The organism is Streptomyces sp. NPDC039480, from assembly GCF_055597165.1.
On record NZ_JBVITX010000001.1, the window covers coordinates 952,506 to 972,068 of the forward strand.

General features: G+C 70.9%; 20 protein-coding genes and 1 pseudogene. 5 read left to right on the forward strand and 16 right to left on the reverse strand.

Going from position 1 to position 19,563, the window contains the following annotated elements:
• Nucleotides 1-154 precede the first annotated feature (154 nt).
• The 8 genes from istB to dapB all read right to left on the reverse strand — a co-directional run bounded on the left by istB (nt 155) and on the right by dapB (nt 6,943).
• Complete coding sequence (gene istB, locus ACZ56E_RS03495; RefSeq protein ID WP_471211525.1) at nt 155-1,366, reverse strand: IS21-like element helper ATPase IstB; 1,212 nt, start codon at nt 1,364-1,366, stop codon at nt 155-157.
• A gap of 148 nt (nt 1,367-1,514) precedes the next feature.
• The gene (locus ACZ56E_RS03500) at nt 1,515-2,081 is read right to left on the reverse strand and encodes a type 1 glutamine amidotransferase (protein ID WP_471210536.1); all 567 of its coding nucleotides are present in this window, start codon (nt 2,079-2,081) and stop codon (nt 1,515-1,517) included.
• An 11-nt stretch (nt 2,082-2,092) separates the two neighbouring features.
• Complete coding sequence (locus ACZ56E_RS03505; RefSeq protein ID WP_471210538.1) at nt 2,093-2,869, reverse strand: amino acid kinase family protein; 777 nt, start codon at nt 2,867-2,869, stop codon at nt 2,093-2,095.
• A 23-nt stretch (nt 2,870-2,892) separates the two neighbouring features.
• Nucleotides 2,893-3,948 carry an N-acetyl-gamma-glutamyl-phosphate reductase gene (argC, locus tag ACZ56E_RS03510; RefSeq protein ID WP_471210541.1) on the reverse strand — a complete coding sequence of 352 codons (1,056 nt, stop codon included), beginning with the start codon at nt 3,946-3,948 and terminating at the stop codon, nt 2,893-2,895.
• Nucleotides 3,945-4,793 (reverse strand): ATP-grasp domain-containing protein, encoded by an 849-nt coding sequence (locus ACZ56E_RS03515; RefSeq protein ID WP_471210542.1) that lies wholly within the window; start codon nt 4,791-4,793, stop codon nt 3,945-3,947. The genes argC and ACZ56E_RS03515 overlap by 4 nt, the downstream gene beginning before the upstream one ends.
• A 1-nt stretch (nt 4,794) precedes the next feature.
• On the reverse strand, nt 4,795-4,980 hold the full coding sequence (locus tag ACZ56E_RS03520; RefSeq protein WP_468606532.1) for a lysine biosynthesis protein LysW: 186 nt from the start codon (nt 4,978-4,980) through the stop codon (nt 4,795-4,797).
• 27 nt (nt 4,981-5,007) lie between these two features.
• Nucleotides 5,008-6,162 carry an isopropylmalate synthase gene (locus ACZ56E_RS03525; protein ID WP_471210544.1) on the reverse strand — a complete coding sequence of 385 codons (1,155 nt, stop codon included), beginning with the start codon at nt 6,160-6,162 and terminating at the stop codon, nt 5,008-5,010.
• 22 nt (nt 6,163-6,184) lie between these two features.
• Nucleotides 6,185-6,943: a 4-hydroxy-tetrahydrodipicolinate reductase gene (dapB, locus tag ACZ56E_RS03530; RefSeq protein ID WP_471210546.1), complete on the reverse strand. Its 759-nt coding sequence runs from the start codon at nt 6,941-6,943 to the stop codon at nt 6,185-6,187.
• A 268-nt stretch (nt 6,944-7,211) separates the two neighbouring features.
• Here dapB and ACZ56E_RS03535 point away from each other — a divergent pair, with 268 nt between their 5' ends.
• Complete coding sequence (locus tag ACZ56E_RS03535; RefSeq protein WP_471210549.1) at nt 7,212-8,324, forward strand: DUF6183 family protein; 1,113 nt, start codon at nt 7,212-7,214, stop codon at nt 8,322-8,324.
• A 42-nt stretch (nt 8,325-8,366) separates the two neighbouring features.
• Here the strand turns inward: ACZ56E_RS03535 and ACZ56E_RS03540 are convergent, their stop codons facing one another.
• From ACZ56E_RS03540 to ACZ56E_RS03555, 4 genes are all read right to left on the reverse strand, one after another.
• The gene (locus ACZ56E_RS03540) at nt 8,367-8,906 is read right to left on the reverse strand and encodes a GNAT family N-acetyltransferase (protein ID WP_471210551.1); all 540 of its coding nucleotides are present in this window, start codon (nt 8,904-8,906) and stop codon (nt 8,367-8,369) included.
• A gap of 172 nt (nt 8,907-9,078) precedes the next feature.
• Complete coding sequence (locus ACZ56E_RS03545; RefSeq protein WP_398304003.1) at nt 9,079-9,309, reverse strand: chaplin; 231 nt, start codon at nt 9,307-9,309, stop codon at nt 9,079-9,081.
• A 111-nt stretch (nt 9,310-9,420) separates the two neighbouring features.
• Nucleotides 9,421-9,717 carry a hypothetical protein gene (locus ACZ56E_RS03550; RefSeq protein WP_471210553.1) on the reverse strand — a complete coding sequence of 99 codons (297 nt, stop codon included), beginning with the start codon at nt 9,715-9,717 and terminating at the stop codon, nt 9,421-9,423.
• 29 nt (nt 9,718-9,746) lie between these two features.
• The gene (locus ACZ56E_RS03555; RefSeq protein WP_471210556.1) at nt 9,747-10,586 is read right to left on the reverse strand and encodes a hypothetical protein; all 840 of its coding nucleotides are present in this window, start codon (nt 10,584-10,586) and stop codon (nt 9,747-9,749) included.
• A 275-nt stretch (nt 10,587-10,861) separates the two neighbouring features.
• Here ACZ56E_RS03555 and ACZ56E_RS03560 point away from each other — a divergent pair, with 275 nt between their 5' ends.
• Genes ACZ56E_RS03560 through ACZ56E_RS03570 form a run of 3 tightly spaced genes read left to right on the forward strand, consistent with a single transcriptional unit; the run spans nt 10,862 to nt 14,389 of the window.
• Nucleotides 10,862-11,830: a S8 family peptidase gene (locus ACZ56E_RS03560; protein ID WP_471210558.1), complete on the forward strand. Its 969-nt coding sequence runs from the start codon at nt 10,862-10,864 to the stop codon at nt 11,828-11,830.
• A 53-nt stretch (nt 11,831-11,883) separates the two neighbouring features.
• Nucleotides 11,884-13,122: a cation:proton antiporter gene (locus ACZ56E_RS03565; RefSeq protein ID WP_471210561.1), complete on the forward strand. Its 1,239-nt coding sequence runs from the start codon at nt 11,884-11,886 to the stop codon at nt 13,120-13,122.
• 4 nt (nt 13,123-13,126) lie between these two features.
• Nucleotides 13,127-14,389: an ion channel protein gene (locus ACZ56E_RS03570; protein WP_471210563.1), complete on the forward strand. Its 1,263-nt coding sequence runs from the start codon at nt 13,127-13,129 to the stop codon at nt 14,387-14,389.
• Here the strand turns inward: ACZ56E_RS03570 and ACZ56E_RS03575 are convergent.
• The 3 genes from ACZ56E_RS03575 to ACZ56E_RS03585 all read right to left on the reverse strand — a co-directional run bounded on the left by ACZ56E_RS03575 (nt 14,370) and on the right by ACZ56E_RS03585 (nt 16,730).
• Nucleotides 14,370-14,789 (reverse strand): ATP-binding protein, encoded by a 420-nt coding sequence (locus tag ACZ56E_RS03575; RefSeq protein WP_471210565.1) that lies wholly within the window; start codon nt 14,787-14,789, stop codon nt 14,370-14,372. The genes ACZ56E_RS03570 and ACZ56E_RS03575 overlap by 20 nt on opposite strands.
• Entirely contained in the window at nt 14,789-15,634 is an 846-nt protein-coding gene (locus tag ACZ56E_RS03580) for an MEDS domain-containing protein (protein ID WP_471210567.1), read from the reverse strand. Before ACZ56E_RS03580 ends, ACZ56E_RS03575 begins: the two co-directional genes overlap by 1 nt.
• 205 nt (nt 15,635-15,839) lie before the next feature.
• Nucleotides 15,840-16,730, reverse strand: a complete 891-nt coding sequence (locus ACZ56E_RS03585; protein ID WP_471210568.1) for an alpha/beta fold hydrolase — start codon at nt 16,728-16,730, stop codon at nt 15,840-15,842.
• A gap of 128 nt (nt 16,731-16,858) precedes the next feature.
• On the opposite strand from ACZ56E_RS03585, the pseudogene ACZ56E_RS03590 reads away from it, so the two are divergent.
• A pseudogene (locus tag ACZ56E_RS03590) lies at nt 16,859-17,818 on the forward strand (TerC family protein); the annotation flags it as partial.
• Nucleotides 17,819-18,048: 230 nt separating this feature from the next.
• Here ACZ56E_RS03590 and ACZ56E_RS03595 read toward each other — a convergent pair.
• Entirely contained in the window at nt 18,049-19,515 is a 1,467-nt protein-coding gene (locus tag ACZ56E_RS03595; protein ID WP_471210570.1) for an amidase, read from the reverse strand.
• Between the last annotated feature and the right edge of the window lie 48 nt (nt 19,516-19,563).

Below are 19,563 nucleotides of genomic sequence, written 5' to 3' on the forward strand. Positions count from 1 at the left end.
GGTCAATCTAGACCATCGCGACGGCTATGGAGAGGGGATGTGTGGAATTTGTGCTTGAGGTTTGATGCTGGTTCAACGAATCGGTGTCCTCCCGGGGAATAGCCGCCCGAAAGCCGGGACCCGACCGGGCGTTACCGAGTGGTGCCGCGTGCCGTCAGAAGACCGGACCGGTCCCCTCCCAGCCCGCGACCGGCGCGCCCTCCAGGCGGCGTGTGCGGTAGCTGTCGGCGTCGAGCGCGACGACCTCCGCGTGATGGGCGAGACGGTCCACCGTCGCGGAAGCCATGGCGCTGTCGCCGAACACCTCGTCCCAGCGGCCGAGCGGACGGTTGCTGGTGACGATCAGCGAGGCCCGTTCGTAGCGGTGCGAGACGAGCTGGAAGAGGAGGTGGGCGACCTCGGAGTCGAAGGGCACGTAACCGACCTCGTCCACGACGAGCACCGCGTACGCGTCGAGCCGGGCCAGCTCCTTGCGCAGCCGCCCCGCGGCCTTGGCGTCCGCGAGCCGGGTGCCCCACTCGGCGGCGGTCGCGAACAGCACCTGGTGGCCGGCCTGACAGGCCCGTACGCCCAGGGCGACCGCCAGGTGCGTCTTGCCGGTGCCGGGGCCGCCGAGCAGCACCACGTTCGCCTTGCGGGTGACGAAGTCGACCTTCCCGAGGCGGGTGATCACATGCGGCTCGGGCGCCCGCAGATGACCCTCGTCGAACATCTCCAGGACCTTCCTGGCCGGAAATCCGGCGGCCTCGATGCGCTCCTCGGCACCGGACCCCGGCTCCGTCACCGCCCCGCCGTCCTCCGCGGCGCCGCCGTCCCGCTGGGCGGGGATGACCAGGGCGTGGGGACCCTCCTTCACGGTGCGCGTCCTCGTCTCGTGCGCCGCCATCGGCCCGGACATGTACGCGAGGATGGCGGCGGAGGCGATGAACGCCATGTGGATGACCGTCCCCCACAGCAGATCGTGCTGAGGCGTGTGGTGCACGTCGACGAACATCTGGAGCAGATGCACCGACGAGATCCCCACGATGGCCGTGGCCAGCTTCACCTTCAGGACATTGGAATTGACGTGCGACAGCCACTCGGGCTGGTCCCGGTGGCCCTGCAGGCCGATCCGCGAGACGAAGGTCTCGTACCCCCCGACGATCACCATGATCAGCAGATTGGCGATCATCACCACGTCGACGAGTTTGAGGACGGCGAGCATGACGTGCGTCTCGTCCGCGTGCCCGCTGATGACGTGGTGGATGAGGTGCCACAACTCGTTGAAGAACTTGTAGACGTACACGCCCTGCGCGGCCACCAGGCCGAAGTACAGGGGCGCTTGGAGCCAACGGGTCGCGAAGAGGGCACACCCCAGGGTTGTCATGTTCGACGGGGGCGAGGCGGAGCGGGACACGAGACCTCCAACAGCCGTGAGGTCCGTCATTCTTGTGGTCCGCTCCCGACAATCTGAATTCGAGCCACTCGTTGGGGTTAATAGAAATCCAGTCGGACAGGTCCTCCCATCCGACTGCCTATGCGTAGAACTGGGTGAATCCGCGTAGTACGTCCCGTCCGTCCGTTCGAAACTCCAGGTGTGCCTGGGAGCCGACGAGCCGGCCGTCGTCGGAGCGGAGGAACTCCACGGGCGCCTGCGCGGAGCGGCCGATGACGCGGAAGCCCGGGGGTGCCTCCCGCAGGTACAGGGTGTGCCGCTGGAAGAGCGTCACCGTCGGCCGCACATGGGCGAAGAGCGGTTCCTCGGCGTCGACCTGCACCTCGCTGCGGCCGACCCGCTGAGGTCCCGGTGAGAGCCGACTGCCCGCGGCGACCGCGAGGAGCTGCATCCCGCCGCAGATCCCGAGGACGGGGACGTCGGTGATCCGGATCAGGTTGACCAGGGGTTCGTAGTGCGCGCGGTCGTGGGCGCGCACCTTGGTGCCGCTCAGCACGATCGCCTGGTAGCGCCCGCGAAGCCGGCAGGGCACCGATGCCGTGTCCACCGTTTCCGTGGCCGATCCCAGCTCTTCCAGGCGTGCGCGCAGCCGCGGGAGCGACAAGGTTCCGTTGTCGACCAGCAGGACGCGGGGACGGGCGGCCACGTGTGTGCCCCTCAGTCTCGAGTGATGACGGTTCCGGTACGGGCGGTGAGCAGGTCCGTGACGGGCGCGTCGCCGATGACGACCCGCGCCACGCCCAGCTCCAGGGCTTCGCAGGCGGCCCGCAGCTTCTTGCGCATGCCACCTGTGACCACGGTGTCGCGCAGCCTGCTCGCGCCCTCCTCGGTGATCCGGTGCACCGGTTTCCCGTCGACCATGAGGTGGGTGACGTCGGTGACGAGGATCAGATCGGCGGCGCCGACGGCGCCGGCGACAGCGGCGGCGGCCCGGTCGGCGTCCGTGTTGACCTCTTGGCCCGCCGCGTTGCGTGCCAGCGGTGTCACCAGCTGGATGTGGCCCGCCCGCGGGGCACCCAGCGATGCGGTGTTCACGCGGGCGGGCGGGCCGACGAGGTTCTCCAGCTCGACGAGTCGGCTGCCTCGCCACCAGAGACGTTCGGCCGGACCCGCGACGATCAGCCCGTCGCTGCCGAGCAGCCACTCCGCGCCGACGCCGCGCGCGTGGAGCTTTTCGAGGACTTCCTTGCTCAGCGTCGAGCTGACGGTTCTGATGTCGTCGATGACCTGGGGTGTGGTCCAGCGGCTCTGGTTGCCGTACCGGTCGCGCAGCATCGCCGACGGCCGGCTGTGGCGGGGACCGAGCCGCCGCAGCGGGCCGGACCAGCCGTGGACCAGGACCAAGGGGCGCTCCCGTCCCTGCCGGGCCAGGTCGTCCCACCAGGCTTCGCCGAGCGTGTCGAGGCAGCTGCCGCCGACTTTGACGACGGTCACGGGCGACGGGTGCCGGGTCGCGTTCACGCGGGCATCACCGGCTGCATCGTCAGTCCCGTCTCCTCGGGGAGGCCGAACCGGCGGTTCGCGGCCTGCACCGCCTGGCCCGCGGCGCCTTTGACGAGGTTGTCGAGGGCGGCGAGGACGACGATGTGGCCGCCCTCCTCGTCGACGAGGGGCGTCACGTCGCAGAAGTTGGACCCGAGGACCGCCTGCGGGTCGGGCACCGGAATCCGCGTCTCGGCGTGCCGTCGTGGGCGTACGAAAGGGTGCCCCTTGTAGAAGCGCAGATAGGCCCGCTCCAGCTCACGTCGGCCGACGGGCCGGTCGGTGAACACGTAGAGACTGGCCAGCAGGCCCCGCACAGTGGGGACGCCGTACGCCGCCATGCTGAGGGACGCGACCGAGCCGGGGCGGGTCCGTCGCAGGAAGTCGGTGACCTCCGCGGCATGGCGGTGCCCGGTCGGGGCGTAGGGCGTGATGGCGCCACTGCGCAGCGGATGCAGACCGGCGGTGCGCAGCCGCAGACCGCTGCCGCTCGATCCACCCTTGGCGTCCACGAGCACGGTGTTCAGCCGCAGGTCGAGGCCGTGCGTGAGGGGGGCGAGGCCCAAGGTGATCGCGGTGGCGTAGCAGCCGGGGAGCGAGATCAGCGCGGCGTCGTCGAGCTGATCGCCAATCAGTTCCGGCACCCCGTACGTGAAGCGGTCCACGAGGTCCGCGCGGCGTGCCACCTTCGGGTACCAGCGGTCGTGGAGCTGCCCGGTGCGGATACGGAAGGCGCCGCTGAGGTCGATGACGACCGGGCCCCGGTCCGCGAGCAGCGCGGCGAGCTCGGCAGAGACCGGCGCGGGAGTGGCCAGAAAGACCACGTCGAGCCGGTCGGCGACGTCCGCGGTGACATGCTGCACCGTCAGGTCCCCGCCGACGCGCAGGCCGGGGTGGAGTTCACCGGGGCGCATGCCGACGCTGGAGGAGCCGCCGAGGAACGTCAGCTCAAGGCCGGGGTGTTGGATGAGCAGCCGGATGAGTTCGCCACCGGCGAGCCCGGAGGCACCGACGACTCCCGCACGGATCACGCGAGGACCTCCCGGACATGGCGGGCGACGGACGACGGGATGTCGGTGCCGAGCGCCGCGTCCAGCGCCCGGAAGCCCGGGGCGTGATTGACCTCGTTGACCACATAGCCGTCGGGGGTGCGGAAGAGGTCGACGCCATAGAGGCCGGGCCCCAGTTCGGCGACCAGCCTACCGACGATCTCGCGCAGCTCCGGGTCGTGAGCGACGGCGCGGGTCCGGCCGCCCAGCGCCGCGTTGGTACGCCAGTCGGTGGCGTCGCAGGTGAACTCGGCGCCCCCGAGCAGTTCTTCTCCGACGACCAGGCAGCGCACCGAGGTGTCGCCCAGGTACGGCTCCACCAGGCACGCCTGCTCGAAGGCGTGGCCGAGGTCCTCGACGTAGTCGTACACGGACGGGGCGGTGTCGGCGTGCCGGAGCAGGGTGACCCGTTTGCCCATGCCGCCGAAGACGGGTTTGAGGACCAGGGGGAGCGGCAGTTCCCGCAGGCAGAGTTCGAAGTCCCGGCGGGAGAGCACGAGTCGGAAGTCCGGGACGGGAACGCCTGCGGTACGCAGCACGGCGCGCAGAGCCGCCTTGTTCTGACAGATGCCGATCGTCCGGGCGGAGTTGATGGTGTGGGCCCCAGCGGCCTCGGCGAGTGCGGCGAGGAGTCCGCCACGGGTGTAGCTCCGGCTGCGTACCAGCAGCGCGTCGTAGCCCGCGAGGGCCGGCGCGTCCGGGTGACCCAGGCACATCGACTCGTCGTTGATCCACTCCAGATGCAGACCGAAGGCCGGGCCCACGTCGATCAGCCGCCGTTCCTCCCAGCCGACCCGGTCCGCGACGACGGCGACCGTCCGCCCCATGTCACTGACCCCAGTCCCGGAGCCGCGTCTCGACCATGTGCAGGGTCATCCGGCCCTCGGAGACGTCCTCCACGCGGAGCGTGAGCATGCACTCGGGACAGGCCAGGGTCTCGCCCTCGGCCATCGCCGGCACGGTCAGGTCCGTCTCGCACTCGGGGCAGGTACCGGCGAGCGTGTCGGGCGTCATGAGGAACCTCCGTTGCTCGTGCGGGTCTCAGGCGGACGGGAAAGCGGTGGCGGCCGTGCGGATCGCGTCCCGGTCGAGCAGCGGATTGCCGTCACGTTCCTGCTGTTCGATGAGCCACGAGGTGAAGGCGTCGACGTCCACATCGATGTCCGAGTCGGCCAGCGCCCAGGCGACCAGGGCAGAGGTGAGACGGCTGCGGACGCGTAACCGCCGCTTGTTGCCCACCAGTTCGGCGGGCAGCGTCTCGTACGCCTGCGGATGGCTGAGCTGGCCCACCAGTTCGTACGCGTACGAGTGCCGGGTGGTCGGCCCGGACTGGAAGGCGTCGCCGAGGCCGGATCCCCGCAGCGCGAGACGGGAGAGCTCGGTGAGGTGGGGCAGGTCGAACCGGGTGTCCGCGTGGAGGACGCGCAGCGCGGAGAGCAGTTCGGCCAGCGGGGTGTTGCCGCCCCGCTCCCCGATGCCGCCGACGGTCGCAGAGATCCACCGGGCCCCCGCGCGGACGGCGGCCAGCGAGTTGGCGACCGCCAGGCCCAGCATGTTGTGGGCGTGGATCTCGATCTCGGAGCGGTCGATCGCCACGAGCCGTGCGATCAGCTCCTCCATCTGCCAGGGCGAGAGACAGGCGACGGTCTCGGCCAGCCGGAAGCGGTCGGCTCCCGCCTCGAAACCCGCCGTCACATAGGGGAGGAGCCGCTCGGCGGGGGTCCGTGCGCCGTCCTCGCCGCTGAAGGTGACGTGGAAGCCCCGCTCCTTGGCCTGCGAGATCGCCGAACGGGCCAGCACCTGAAGGAACTTGAGACTGGTCGAGCCGAGCTTCAGCTCCGCATGCCGCTCGGAGGTGGGGAGGGAACACATGACGTGCCGCACGCCGAGCCGCTCGGCCTCGTCGAGTGCCTTGGCGACCTGCCGACGATCGCGCACGACGACGAGTGTCGTGCAGCGCTCGGGGCCGACCGCTTCGTGGGCGGCGAGAACGAGCTCTGCGTCCTTCGACTCCGGGCCCGAGACCATGCCGACCTCGACCAGGCCGACCCCGGTCCTGACGAGCAGGCCCGCGATGGCCGCGGCGTCCTTCCGGTCGAACTCGACGCCCGCCATGTGCGCGGAGTCCCGCAGCGTCGCGTCGGATATGTGAGGTGGCACCGCCGGGCTCGCCGGCGATTCCGCTGCCCTTGCCATCTGCTTCACCCCTCGTCTCGGGTCACCCCAGGTCGGGAAGGTCCATGAAGGACTCAAGGCCCAAGGTCAGTCCTGGAACCGATCCGATCCGACGCACACCGAGCAGGAAGCCGGGCGCGAAGCAGGCCCGGTCCATGGAGTCGTGCCGAATCGTGAGCGTTTCGCCCGTGCCACCGAAAATGACCTCCTGATGGGCCACGAGCCCCCGCGCCCGCACGGCGTGCACGGGCACCCCTTCGACATCCGCGCCCCGGGCGCCGGGCAGGGCGGTGGTGGTGGCGTCCGGTTGCGCGGCACGGCCCGACCTGCGGCGCGCTTCGGCGATGAGCCGGGCCGTGCGCACAGCGGCACCGCCGGGGGCGTCGGCCTTGTCGGGGTGGTGCATCTCGACGACTTCGACGGACTCGAACCAGCGGGCCGCGTACTGCGCGAGACGCATGGTCAGCACCGCGCCGACGGAGAGGGGACCGACGAGCACGCCCGTCCGCGGCGAGTCGGCGAGCCAGCCCCGCAACGTGTTCAGCCGCTCGTCCGTCCAGCCGGTGGTCCCCACGACCCCGTGGATGCCGTTGCGCACGCAGAACTCCAGATGCCCCATGACCGCGTCCGGGTGGGTGACTTCGACGGCGACCTCGACGTCTGCCCGGGTGAGGCTCCGCAGGGGGTCGGTGCGGCCCAGGGCGGCGGTCAGTTCGAGGTCGTCGGCGGCCTCGACGGCCGCGACGACCTCGCGCCCCATGCGGCCGGCCGCGCCGATCACTCCGACTCGGATGGCGTTCATCCTGCTCCTCGCGTTCACCGACTGCTGACGGAACGGTGCAGGGCCTGCCGGTTGCCTCCCGAAGCGGCACCGGAAGCACAGGACCAGACTGCCCGGCGCCGGCGGGATCAGCCGACGGCCGCGAAGCTCCGGCCGATTCCTGGTGTCGTTTGTCAAGAAAGTGCGGCCGGTACCAAGAAAGTGCGGCCGGTGTCAGGAAAGTGCGGCCGGTCGGCGGACGGACGGCACGGGCTCGCCGCCGGTTCCCGTCGCCATAAAGTGACGGATCATGGAACACGCCACAGACGATCTCGGCCACCTCGTCAGGTCCCAGGCCGAACAGCGCGCCGCGCAAGGCGACACCGCGTACGTGGGCGAGCTGGGATCGCTCCTGGCCGACCGGTACGCGGCCGCCGCCGAGCAGGTACGGGAGTACGAGCGCCAACTCGCCCACGTCGTCCGGGTGCTCGCCCTCACCCCCGGCCGGGACAGCGTGCTCCAGCTGCTCCGACTCCTCGACGAGAAACGCCCGCCCGGCCACGGCGCACTGCCGCGCTTCGTCGCCTCCCTCCTCGCGGAGCACCAACAGGTCACGGTCCTGGCGGAGACCGTCTTCGACCGCTCCGAGTGGCAACGGCTCGACGAGCTCCGCGCCTGCCTCTTCCACGAGTTGCTGCTCCGAGGCGTAGACGTCGACGCCTTCCCGCCCCTGCGCTCCTGGCCGCTCGTGCGCCCCGGCTGGCATCCGCTTGCCTGGCTCCCGGTGCGCCGCCGCGACTTCGAGACCGACGTCGCCTTCCCGAGCCGTTCGCTGCACGGTTCTGCCGGTGGAGTGCCGGGCGGGCTGCCCGACGACGGCCGGCTGGACCCGCCGACGCCCCGCACGTCCGAGCGGGCCCCCCTTCGCAACATCGCCACCACGGACGTCCACGAGAGCATCGTGGCCGCCGTGCAGGCGGGCGACTGGGGCGCCTGCGACGCCTGGGTCTTCATGCCGGACGAGCCCGTCGCACCCGAGCGGGTGCCCGCGCTGCTGCCGACGCTGCCCATGTCCTGCGTCGACGGGCTGGGCCCCACCGACCGCTTCGAAGTCGCCGTTCGCCCGCTTGCGGACATCTGGCGCCTGCTCTTCGCCACCGCCTCGATGGGCGGCATGGGCAGCTCGGGCGTGCAGGCCGCCTACGGCCGGCTGTGGGCATGGCGTTCGATCGCGGGACTCAGTGGCGCACCGGCGGGCGCGAGCGCGGAGGAGGTCGAGCACCACGCCCGGCAGAGCACGTGGTTCCACTTCGAGGCCGACGGCGACTGGTTCCACAACGAGATCGGCTCCGACTACGGCATCGCGGCGCTGGCCCCCGACCGCCGCAGGCTCGCCGTCCTCGCGGCGACGGACACCGACTAGAGGTGCGGACGGCCTCCGCCGCGTCCTCGGGGAGCGGCCGGGCTAATCCCGGTCCGGCTTCCACTCATGGGCGAGGAGGCCGAGCAGCACCTCGTCCAGGAACTCGCCGAGCACCCAGGCCGAGGAGCGCAGCACACCCTCGCGTACGAAGCCGTTGCGCTCGGCGGAGCGCAGCATCGCGGTGTTGTCCGCCAGCGTCTCGATCTGCAGACGCTGCAATCCGCGGACGACGAAACCGTAGTGGCACAGGGTGGCGACCACATCGGTGCCGTAGCCCTTGCCGCGAGCGGACGGCAGCACTCCCAGGCCGATGTGCGCGGACCGGTGGTGGTTGTCGATGCCCCACAGCGTCGCGGTGCCGACCAGCGTGCCGCTGTCCAGATCCACCACGGAGAACGGGACGAGCCCCTGCTCCTTGTCGTCCACGACGAGCCGAGGGTCCTGCGCGCCGGGCGTGATCGGCCGCCACGGCCCGGCCTCGGCCCGCGCGGAGTTGACCACGTCGTCGTAGAGCTCGGTCCGCAGCACCGGTATGTCGTCCTCGTGCCGAGCCCTGAGCCCGATCTTGTTCCCCTTTAGCATGCGAGATTCTTATCCGACCGCGTGGGCGGGCGGCAAACGAATAAGAGAGCGGCAAACGAATAAGAGAGTGTGTGCTCATGGCAGAGCGAGCGCACCGCCGCAAGGGAAGGTCGGCGGTGCGCTCGCTCGGGTCGCGGTGAGCCGTGCGGCTCCCGCAATGCGCTGCGGAGGATCAGTCGTTGACGCAGGTGTTGCCGAAGGCCGGGTTCAGCAGGCCGATGATGTCAACAGTGTTGCCGCACAGGTTGATCGGCACGTGGACCGGGACCTGAATGGCGTTGCCCGAGATGACGCCCGGCGAGTTCTGGGCCGCACCCTGCGCACCGGCGTCGGCGGCCGCCAGGCCGGCGCTGCCCATCACAAGGGCGCCGGTGCCCAGCACGACACTCATCGTCTTCTTCATATGAGTACTCCTAGAGGTTCGGTGCGGCCCGGGGGCGTCCTGGCGGACCACAACGCGACTTGTCACACGGCCGGAGCAGCAGACTCGGCCGACGCCCAGCAAGATCAACGATCAGCTCATGCCCAGGACACGGTCCAAACGGGCGATCGGGGCGATCGGGATGATCGGGGCGATCGAGTGCGCGGCCCGTTCGGGGACCATGCCCAGCGGTTTGCGGGTGGAGCGTGCGGCGGTCTTGCAGGCGAGCTGGGCGACGATGGTGGTGACGGGCTGGATCTCCTCGCGCGGTGTGCTGTGCGGCACCGTGGGCGGCACATGCGGCTGGGCGGCGAACGCGGCGACGGTCGGCAGTGCTGTCGCGGCAAGGGCACCGAGAACGATGAGGAGGGCTTGCAGACGCGCGGACACGGGGACAGTCCTTCCGGCTCGGGGGCGTGTCAGGCGGCGGGCACCGGCTCGATCTTGCCCGGGTCCGTGCTCGGGGTGATCGGCGTGGGGGTCGGGTCCGGAGTGGGGGTGGGGTCCGGCTCAGGGGGGGGCTCCGGCTCGGGGGTGGGGTCCGGCTTGGGGGTGGGGTCCTTCTTGGTCCGGTCGTCGGCCCAGGAGCTGAGCTTGCCGTCCGGGGACAGCACGACGTGCAGCCCGTTGTTCTCGCCCGAGGCGGAGCGGCCGTTGGCGTCGAGCGTGCCGATGCCCGCGCCGCCGGCGTATATGTCGGCCTGCCAGTGGTTGGCGGAGAGCTTGTAGACCTTCGCCATGGAGCCGTCCACCAGGCTGTCGATGCGGATCAGCTCGCGCTTGCCCGGCTTCGGCTTCGGCTTCGGCGTGGGCTTGGGCTTCGGCTTGGGGGCGGGCTTGGCCCGGTCCACCCAGGAGGAGAGCACACCGCGTGCGGTGAGCTTGACGTGCAGACCGTTCAGATTGGCCAGGGCGGTCTTGCCGAACGCGTTCAGGCAGCCGACCTTCTTGCCGTGGAAGAGGACGTCGGCCTGGTACCTGCTCTTGCCGAGCTTGTACACCTTGGCCGTGTGTCCCTTCGAGGCCAGCCGCACGGTCTTCACGTAGACCCGCTTCGTCTTGGCCTTGGCGTGCGGCTTGGCGTGCGGCCTGGCGTGCGGCTTGGTGTGGGTGTGGGCACCGGCCGTCACCGTGGCGGAAGCGGTGGCCGGGGCGTGCTGCGTGGCCGCGAGGGCGCCGGAGGCGGCGCCGAGTGTGATCGCCGTGGTGGCCGTCGCGGTGACAATGCTGGTGCGCAGGGCGCGGGAGGTCATACGCATGGGAAAGAGGGCCCTTCTGGGTCTCGTTTTCTCGGGGGTGGCCGCCCCGTTGCGGCGACATCCACGAAGTTACGCACCTCACATCAAGCCCACCCGTATGCGATGTAACAGCCAAAAGGTATGTAAGCCGCGAATTCCTCACAGGGGCGTCTGCCGGTTCACCGCCTGACACGCCGCCTCCGGCCCGGCCAGCCGGACAGCCCTCCCTCCGCACGGATCGCCCGCTCGGTCCGCCACCGCATGCGACACGGCTCCACCGCCCCAACGCTCGGACCATGCGCACCCGTACCCGCCTCGCCGTCGCCCTCTCCGCCACGCTGCTGCTGGCCACCGCGTGCGGCGGCGAGGACGGCACCTCCGACAAAGCCGACCCGATGCGGGACAAGCAGTGGGCGGTCGACGCGCCGAAACTGCCGGGCGCGTGGGACGACACCAAGGGGGACGGCACCGTCATCGCGGTCGTCGACTCCGGCGTCGACCTCGACCACCCCGACCTGAAGGGCCGCCTGGTCGACGGCCACGACTTCGTGGACGGTGACGATGAGCCCAAGGACATGAACGGCCACGGCACCCACGTCTCGGGTATCGCGGCCGCCCACACCGACAACGGGGTCGGGATCGCGGGCGGCGCCCCCGGCGCCAAGATCATGCCGGTGCGGGTACTGGGCGCGGGCGGCACCGGGGACAACGCCCACATCGGCAAGGGCATCGTCTGGGCCGCCGACCACGGCGCCGACGTCATCAACCTCTCCCTCGGCGAGAGCGGCCTGATGGCGCGCCTCCTCAAGGGCGGCACCCTCAACGACGCCATCGCGCACGCCCACGACAAGGGCGCGGTCGTGGTCGCGGCGGCGGGCAACGAAGGCACCGCGCTCCAGCCCTACAAGCCCGACACACCGGTCCTGGTCGTCGGCGCGAGCGACCAGGATTCCAAGCCCGCCGAATTCTCCAACTTCGGCGCACAGCAGGCAGTTTCGGCGCCCGGTGTCGGCATCCTCTCCACCCTCCCGACGTACCGCACGAAGGAGACGCTGAAGAACGACAGCGGTTACGGGGAACTGGACGGCACCTCCATGGCCGCGCCCTATGTCTCCGCCGTCGCGGCCCTGCTCCACCAGCAGGACCGCACCCCGGACCAGATCATGGCGGCCATCCGTGACACGGCGAAGAACCCGGACAAGCTCCCGAAGCTGGGCCTCGGCATCGTCGACGCAGAGGCAGCGGCCGCCTCCGCCAAGGACTGACCGGCCGTGCGGGTAGGGACGCCTGAGGCCGGTGCACGGGAGCGAGCAGCGGCGTGACACATCCGGGGACCCTCATCCTGATCATGGCGGTCGCCGTGCTCGCGCCCCTCCTGGCGCACGCCGCCGGCCGCCGGCTGCGCGTCCCCCTGGTCATCTTCGAGATCGTCCTCGGCATCCTCATCGGCCCCGACGTGCTCGGCTGGGCACACCACGACGAGGTGATCGACACCCTCTCGGAGCTCGGCCTGTCCATGCTCATCTTCCTCGCCGGGTACGAGATCGAGTTCGCGGCCATCCGCGGCGACACCCTGCGCCGCTCCGTCCGCGCCTGGCTCGTCTCCCTCGTCCTGGGCCTCGGCATCGCCCTGGCACTGACAGGCATGGACCTGTCCCGGAGCGTCGTCATCGGCACCGCGCTCACCAGCACCGCCCTCGGCACGGTCCTGCCGATCCTGCGCGACAGCGGCGATCTGCGCGGCCGCTTCGGCACCGTGATGATGGCCTTCGGCGCCGTCGGCGAGTTCGCGCCGATCATCGCCATGGCGGTGCTGCTCAGCGGCCGCGATCCGGGGGTCTCCACCGTGGTGCTCGCCGCCTTCGCGGTCATCACCGCGGCGGCGGTCTGCTGGGCGCTGCGCCCCCACCCGCCGTGGTTCGCCCACCTCATCCGTACGACGCTGCACACCAGTGGTCAGTTCGCCGTCCGCTTCGTGATGCTGCTGCTCGTCGCGATGCTCGCCCTCTCGCACGCGTTCGGCCTCGACGTGCTGCTCGGCGCCTTCGCGGCAGGACTGCTGACCCGGCTCGTGTTCCAAGGAGCGGCCCCCGAGAGCGGCGAGGAAGTCCTGGGCAAGGTGGAAGCGATGGGTTTCGGCTTCCTCGTCCCGCTGTTCTTCATCGTCACCGGCATCAACTTCGACCTGGCCTCGCTGCTCGACGGCGGCCGGGCCCTCCTGCTGCTCCCGGTCTTCCTGCTCCTGTTCCTCGTCGTACGAGGACTGCCGGCCTACGCCCTGGCACCGCGCGACCTGGCCCCGGCCGACCGCAGAGCCCTGAGCCTGTACTCCTCCACGTGTCTGCCGCTCGTCGTCGCCATCACCACCATCGGCCTCGACGAGGGAGCCCTGGAGAAGGGCGAGGCGGCGGCCCTGGTGGGCGCCGCCATGGTCTCCGTACTCGTCTTCCCGCTGCTCGCCCTGCGCGTACGCGGCAAGACGGGGAAAGCCACGAAGCCCACTGCCTCGGGCGGCGGACCGACCTCGGAATCGGAATCGGAGTCGGAGGCGTGGTGACGCCATGACCGTGCCGCCGCAGGCCCGCGCGCTCGCCCCGATGATCATTCCGGCGCTGCTCGTCGGTGTGGGGTCGAGCCTGCTGCTCCTCGCGCTGAGCCGGGTCTCCGAGCGGCTCCAGGAGGTGCTGTGGGACAGGCTGCCGGGCGCGTTCGGGGTCTCCGGGACCTCGGCGGGCTGGATGCTCGGCATGCTCACCGTGGTCGGTCTCGTCGTGGGCCTGGTGGTGTGGCGGGTGCCGGGGCACGCCGGGCCCGACCCCGCGACGACGGGGCTGGTCGACCCGCCGCTGCCGCTGCGGGTCCTGCCCGGCCTCGCGCTCGCCGTGGTCATCGGCCTCGCCGGCGGCGTCAGCCTCGGGCCCGAGAACCCGATCACCGCCATCAACATCGCCCTCGCGTACGCGCTCGGCATGCGGGCCATGCCGCGCACGCCCGGCACCGCCTGGGTCTCCCTCGCGGCGGCCGGGACCATCGGCGCGCTGTTCGGCACGCCCGTCGCCGCGGCCCTGGTCCTCTCCGAGAGCGGTTCCGCGGCCGACCCGCGGCCGCTGTGGGACCGGCTCTTCGCACCCCTGGTCGCGGCGGGCGCGGGCGCCCTGACCACGGTGCTCGTCGCGCATCCGGCGTTCCAGGTCGATATCGCGCCCTACCCGGGCGCGCGGCCGATCGACGTGGTCTCCGCCATGGTGATCAGCTCGTGCGCCGCGCTCGTCGGGCTCGCCGCCGTCTACGCCTTCCCCCACTTCCACCGCGCCTTCCGCCGGCTGGGCCACCCCGTGCTGATGCTGACCGTCGGCGGACTCGTCCTGGGCGCGCTCGGTGCGCTGGGCGGTCACCTCACCCTCTTCAAGGGGCTGACCGAGGTGAAGGAGCTGACCGCGGAAGCCGGCGCCCACAGCGCCGCGAACCTGCTGCTCCTGGCCGTGGTGAAACTCGCCGCGCTCGTCGTCGCCGGGTCCTGCGGCTTCCGGGGCGGGCGGATCTTCCCCGCCGTCTTCGTGGGAGTCGCGCTCGGCATGCTCGCGCACGCCCTCGTCGACTCGGTGCCCGCCTCCCTGGCGATCACCTGCGCCGTACTCGGCATCCTGCTCGCCACCACCCGGCAGGGCTGGCTCAGCCTCTTCACCGCCGCCGTCGTCCTCATGGACCTCGACCTGCTGCCGATGCTCTGCGTCGCGGCGCTGCCCGCGTGGCTCCTCGTCACCGGGCGCCCGGACATGCGCGTCGAGGACGACGGGACGGTCGTCAGCCGGGCAGCCGCATGACGAGCGTGACGACGGCCCCGATGGCGGCCGCGGAGACCGTGAGGTGGTCGGTGATGCGGCCGGCGAGCCACAGCCCGCTCCCCACGGTGTGACCGTCGTGCCCGCGGGCCGACCCGGGAACGACGTCCGCGGTGAAGCCAGGACCCCGGTCGTGGATACGGCACTCCAGATGGCCGTCGGCGCGCCGCAGGGTCAGCGTGCCGCCGCCGCCCGCGCGCGCGATGGCGTCGGTGGCTACCGCGTCGATGGCCACGATGAAGTCGCCGCGCCGCGGTTCGGGCAGCCCCTCGCGGTCGGCGTACCGGTCGATGAGCATGCGCAGCCGGGGCAGGTCCTCCTGGGTGAGGGGGGACTCCAGCAGGGGAGTGGTGGGCAGGTCGCGGGAGCCGGGTGAGGACATCAACGGCTCACCTCGCTGAGGACCAGGCCGGGCATGTCGTCGGCGCCCGCCCGGCGCAGTATGCGGGCGCCCGCCGGATGGCAGCGGACGTGGATGCCGTCGTGTCCGGAGGACGCGACCAGCCGCAGCAGGTCCACGGCGCAGGCCGCGCTGAGGAAGACGAGCTGGGACATGTCCACCGTCAGCCGCCGCGTGTCCGAAGTGCGCACCAGCCCTTCGCGTACGGCGGCGACGAACTCCTCGCGGGTGGCGAGGTCCGCCTCGCCGGCCAGCCGCACGGTGCCGTCCGACTGCTCCGCGTGCAGTGCTCCGAGGCGGGACAGCAGCCGACACGGATGCGCCCTGTGCATGGCTTTCAGCACCTCGGGGGTGAACCACCGGCTGTCGTAGGCGCAGATCTCGGTGTACGGGCGGTCGGTGAACAGATGCCGGGCGTGGGACTCGCGGTGCATCATCACCGCGACGTCGGCGTTCAGGTCGCCCACCCAGTGCATGTCGATATAGGTGCGCAGACCGCGGAAACCCTCCTCCAGGGCACGGTCGGTCTCCTCCTCGATGCGTTGCCACTGCCGCTCGGGTGTGAAGTGCGGGGCGGGGTGGATCAGCGCGCGCATGCTGCTGACCACCAGCTGGCCCCGCTCGCGGGCGGCGCCGAGCAGCGGGCCGGGGACCTCGAGCCGGTTCCACACCTCGCTGTCGGCGAGCTGCGGGGCGGCGAAGACCATCACCTTCTCGCGCTTGGCGAGCCCGGTCCACGCGAACGTGGTCACCACGTCCCGGCCCGCGTCATCGTCTTCGTAACTGACAAAGGCGTGGTCTCCCGCCCGAAGCTGCTGCACCGGCATTGTGCCGGCAGATGCCGCATCGTCAGCAGCGGCCATCGTTCACCCCCAAGACACCGAACGGACCGCCGAGTAACACAATCTGCGGAACTGGTGCCTACGTTAGTGATCTGATCGGCGCTCAGGCGGACGCAGGAGGGAATCGACACCCGTCGCCCCAATCGGCGCTCCCGATGATCGTACGGAGCTGAAGAGGGCCGGACTTCTGTCACCTTCTGATCGGCGAATCCGTGCCGCCGCGCACGAATCGCCGCAGGTGTGCCCGCACGGCGTCGGGCCGCTCCAGCCACGGCTCGTGCCCGGCGCCCTCGATCCGCGTCAGCGGAAGCGCGAGCCGGAGCGCCAGTGACTCCAGAGCCGACACGGGACGGGGATCTCCGGCCCCGCCGAGGAGCTCCGTCCGCGCGGGCAGGCACGTGCGCAGCTCGGCGAGGTGCTCATCCAGCGGGTCCGTGCGTCCTTCCGCGCCGAGTTCGGCGTTCATGGCCCAGTTGACCGGGCGGCGTCGCCGCGCGGCCCGCGCGGCCCAGCTCCACCTCCGCCCGGGATCGGCGTGGTCGGGGAACCAGGCCAGCGTGAGCAGCTCGACCTCCTGCTCCTCCGTGCGGTGCGGCAACTCTTCCAACTCGCGCAGCCGTTGCCGCTGTGCCGTGGACATGCGCCGCTCGCGCTCGGCCCGCTCCCCGGCGCGCCAGGCACCGACGAACGGCCCGCACATCAGCAGCACGGCGGCGACCCGGTCAGCGTGCCGCAGACAGAACCGGCTCGCCAGATCGGTGCCGTAGGAGTGCCCGATCAGTACGGCTCTCGGCACGGCCCATACGTCGAGCAGCTCGGCGAGATCGTCGACATGGCGGGCGAGGGAGTGGCGGCCCTGCCACGGGGAGCGGCCCGTGCCGCGTTGGTCGTAGCGGTACACGGGTGCGAGGTCCGCGACCATGCGTGCGACATCGCCGAGGTAGTCCGGCAGCCCCGGACCGCCGTGGAGCAGGACCACGGCGGGCCGTCGCCCCGTGTTTCCCAGCGCCCTCCAGCTCACCTGCGCCCCGTCGGTCATCGATGCGAGGCCACGCGTCTCCATCGAGGTCATTGAGGTCATTGAGGTCATTGAGGTCATTGCGGGGAACCTACCGGGGAGGGCGGACGGGTGAGTGGTCCGCTTGGGGTCGGGGGCGCACACTTTTAGCAGAGGCCGGTGTCGTGTCGGCCGTGACGAGGGTGTTCGGTGTGCTTGAGGTCCCGCTGTGGCTGTGGGGGGCTTTCGCCGCGACCGTGGTGGTGTCGCTGGCGGTGGACTTGCTGGCCCACCGCAGCGCGCACGTCATCGGCTTCAAGGAGGCCGCCGCCTGGAGCGTCCTCTGGGTGAGCCTCGCCATGATCTTCGGCGCGGTCGTCTTCGTCGTCCTCGGCACGACGGCGGGCACCGAGTACACGACGGCCTGGCTGCTGGAGAAGAGCCTGTCCGTCGACAACCTCTTCGTCTTCGCCGTGATCTTCGCCTACTTCAAGGTGCCCCGGGCCTACCAGCACCGGGTGCTGTTCTTCGGCGTCATCGGCGCACTCGTCTTCCGCGGCATCTTCCTGACCCTCGGCGTGGCCGTGGTCAGCCGCTTCACCGCGGTGCTGTTCGTCTTCGCGGCGGTCCTGTTCTACAGCACCTACAAGCTCCTCAAGGGCGACGAGGAGAGCTTCGACCCGGGCAAGAGCTTCGCGGTGCGCATGCTGCGCAAGGCCATCCCGGTCCAGGACGAGTACGCCGGGGCGAAGTTCTTCGTCAAGGAGGCCGGCAAGCGGATGGCGACCCCGCTGCTCGCGGTGGTCGCGGCGATCGAGGCCGCCGACCTGATCTTCGCCGTCGACAGCGTCCCCGCCGTCCTCGCGGTCAGTGACGACGCCTTCATCGTCTACACCAGCAACGTGTTCGCGATCCTCGGCCTACGGGCGCTGTACTTCCTGCTCGCGGGGCTGCTGGACCGCTTCCACCTGCTGAGCAAGGGCCTGGCGATCATCCTCGCCTTCATCGGCGTCAAGCTCATCTTCCAGGCCTCGCACAAGCTGATCAGCCCGGGCATCCCGGAGATCCCCTCACCGGTCAGCCTCGCGGTCATCGTCGTCGTCCTGACGGGTTCGGTGGTGCTCAGCCTCAAACGGCCGCCGGAGCCCACGGCGGCCGAAGGAGACGAACCACTTTCCGATGAGGCATTTCGGGCATATCGTAAAGATATGGTCAAAATGAAGCGTGACGTTGAGGTTGAGACGCACACGTGTCCGACCTGCAAGGAGACCGTGCCGCTGACGATTCACCGGCACAAGAGCCTCGGGGTGTTCGTACCCTCCTGGGTGCCCGGGGCATGTCAGAACCGCGAATGTCCCGACTACCGGCTGGACCCCGCACACAAGCACCCACCGGAAACCCGCTAGTGACCTTGGGCGTCGCCCGCCCACACCGCGGGAGTCCGTCCTGACCACGGGCAGGCCTGTTCGAGCTGTCCGGCGAGGCGGAAGAGGCGCCCTTCGAGCCCGTGGCCGGCGGCGAACTGCATGCCGATCGGGAGCCCTGACCCGGCGTCGGCCGTCACCGGCACGGACATGGCGGGCGTCCCCGACACGTTGAACGCCATGGTGAACGGCGAACGGTCGTTGAGGCGGTCGATCCACCCGAGACCGTCCAGCGCCTCCGCGCCCTCGGCGTAGGCACCCAGGGGCATGGGGAGCTCCGGCACGCTCGGGGTGAGCAGTACGTCATGGGTGCCGAAGTACCGTGCCAGGCTGCGGGCGACCCGGTTGCGCATCGCGAGCGCGGCGACGAGCTGGGCGCCGCTGACCCGCTGCCCGTAGTGGTAGCCGGCGAGGGTCGCCGGTTCCAGCGTCGAGGAGTCGACGGGCCGGTCGAGGGCGGCGGCCAACTCGTCGACCGACGCCGCGAGATTCGCCGTCATCAGCCGGGCGTTGGCCAGCACGAACTCCTCCCAGCCGACCCCGAGATCCACCGTCACCTCCTCCACCCGATGCCCGAGGGACTCGAGCAGGCGCACGGTGCGGGAGAGCGCGTCGGCCACCGGCCGGCTGGTGCGGCGTCCGCCCCATGCCTGGGCGAGCACACCGATCCGCAGCGAACCAGGGTGGCGGGTGACTTCCTCCGCGTACGGCCGGGGCGGCTCCTCGGCGAAGTAGGGGTCGCCCGGTTCCGGGCCGCGGATCCCGTCGAGCAGCACCGCGCTGTCGCGCACCGTGCGGCTGACGCTGCCGTGCACGGCCAGGCCGCTGAAGACCTCGTCGGCGGTGGGCCCCATGGAGACCCGGCCGCGGGTGGGCTTCAACCCGAAGAGGCCGTTGTACGAGGCCGGGATGCGGAGCGAGCCCGCGGCGTCGGTGGCGTGGGCGATCGGGACCACGCCGGCGGCAACGGCCGCGCCCGCGCCCCCGCTGGAACCGCCCGCGCTCCGCTCCGGGCTCCACGGGTTCCGGGTCGGGCCGTACAGCTCCGGTTCCGTCGTGATGCTGTACGCCATCTCCGGCGTCGTCGTACGCCCGAACGTCACGAGGCCGGTGCGGCGCAGACGCAGCATCAGCGAGGAATCGGCGCCGGCGACGAGGCCGGCCGCGAGGCGGCTGCCCAGCTCCATCCGCCTCCCGGCCATGGAGACCCCCATGTCCTTGATGAGAAAAGGAACCCCGGCGAGCGGCCCCGAAGGCGCGCCACCGCCGGGGTGCTTCGGTCCCTCGTCGGTCGGCCATGTCTCGACGATGGCGTTGAGCCGCGGGTTCACCGTCTGCGCGGCCTCCCGAGCGGCTGCCTCCACTTCGGCGGGGGTCACCTCGCCCTTGGCCACCAGCTCGGCGAGGCCGACCCCGTCGAAGGTCACGTACTCGGCAACTCTCACTACGTCACTCCCCACACAGCGAGCGATACCGATGAGTACTGGATGATA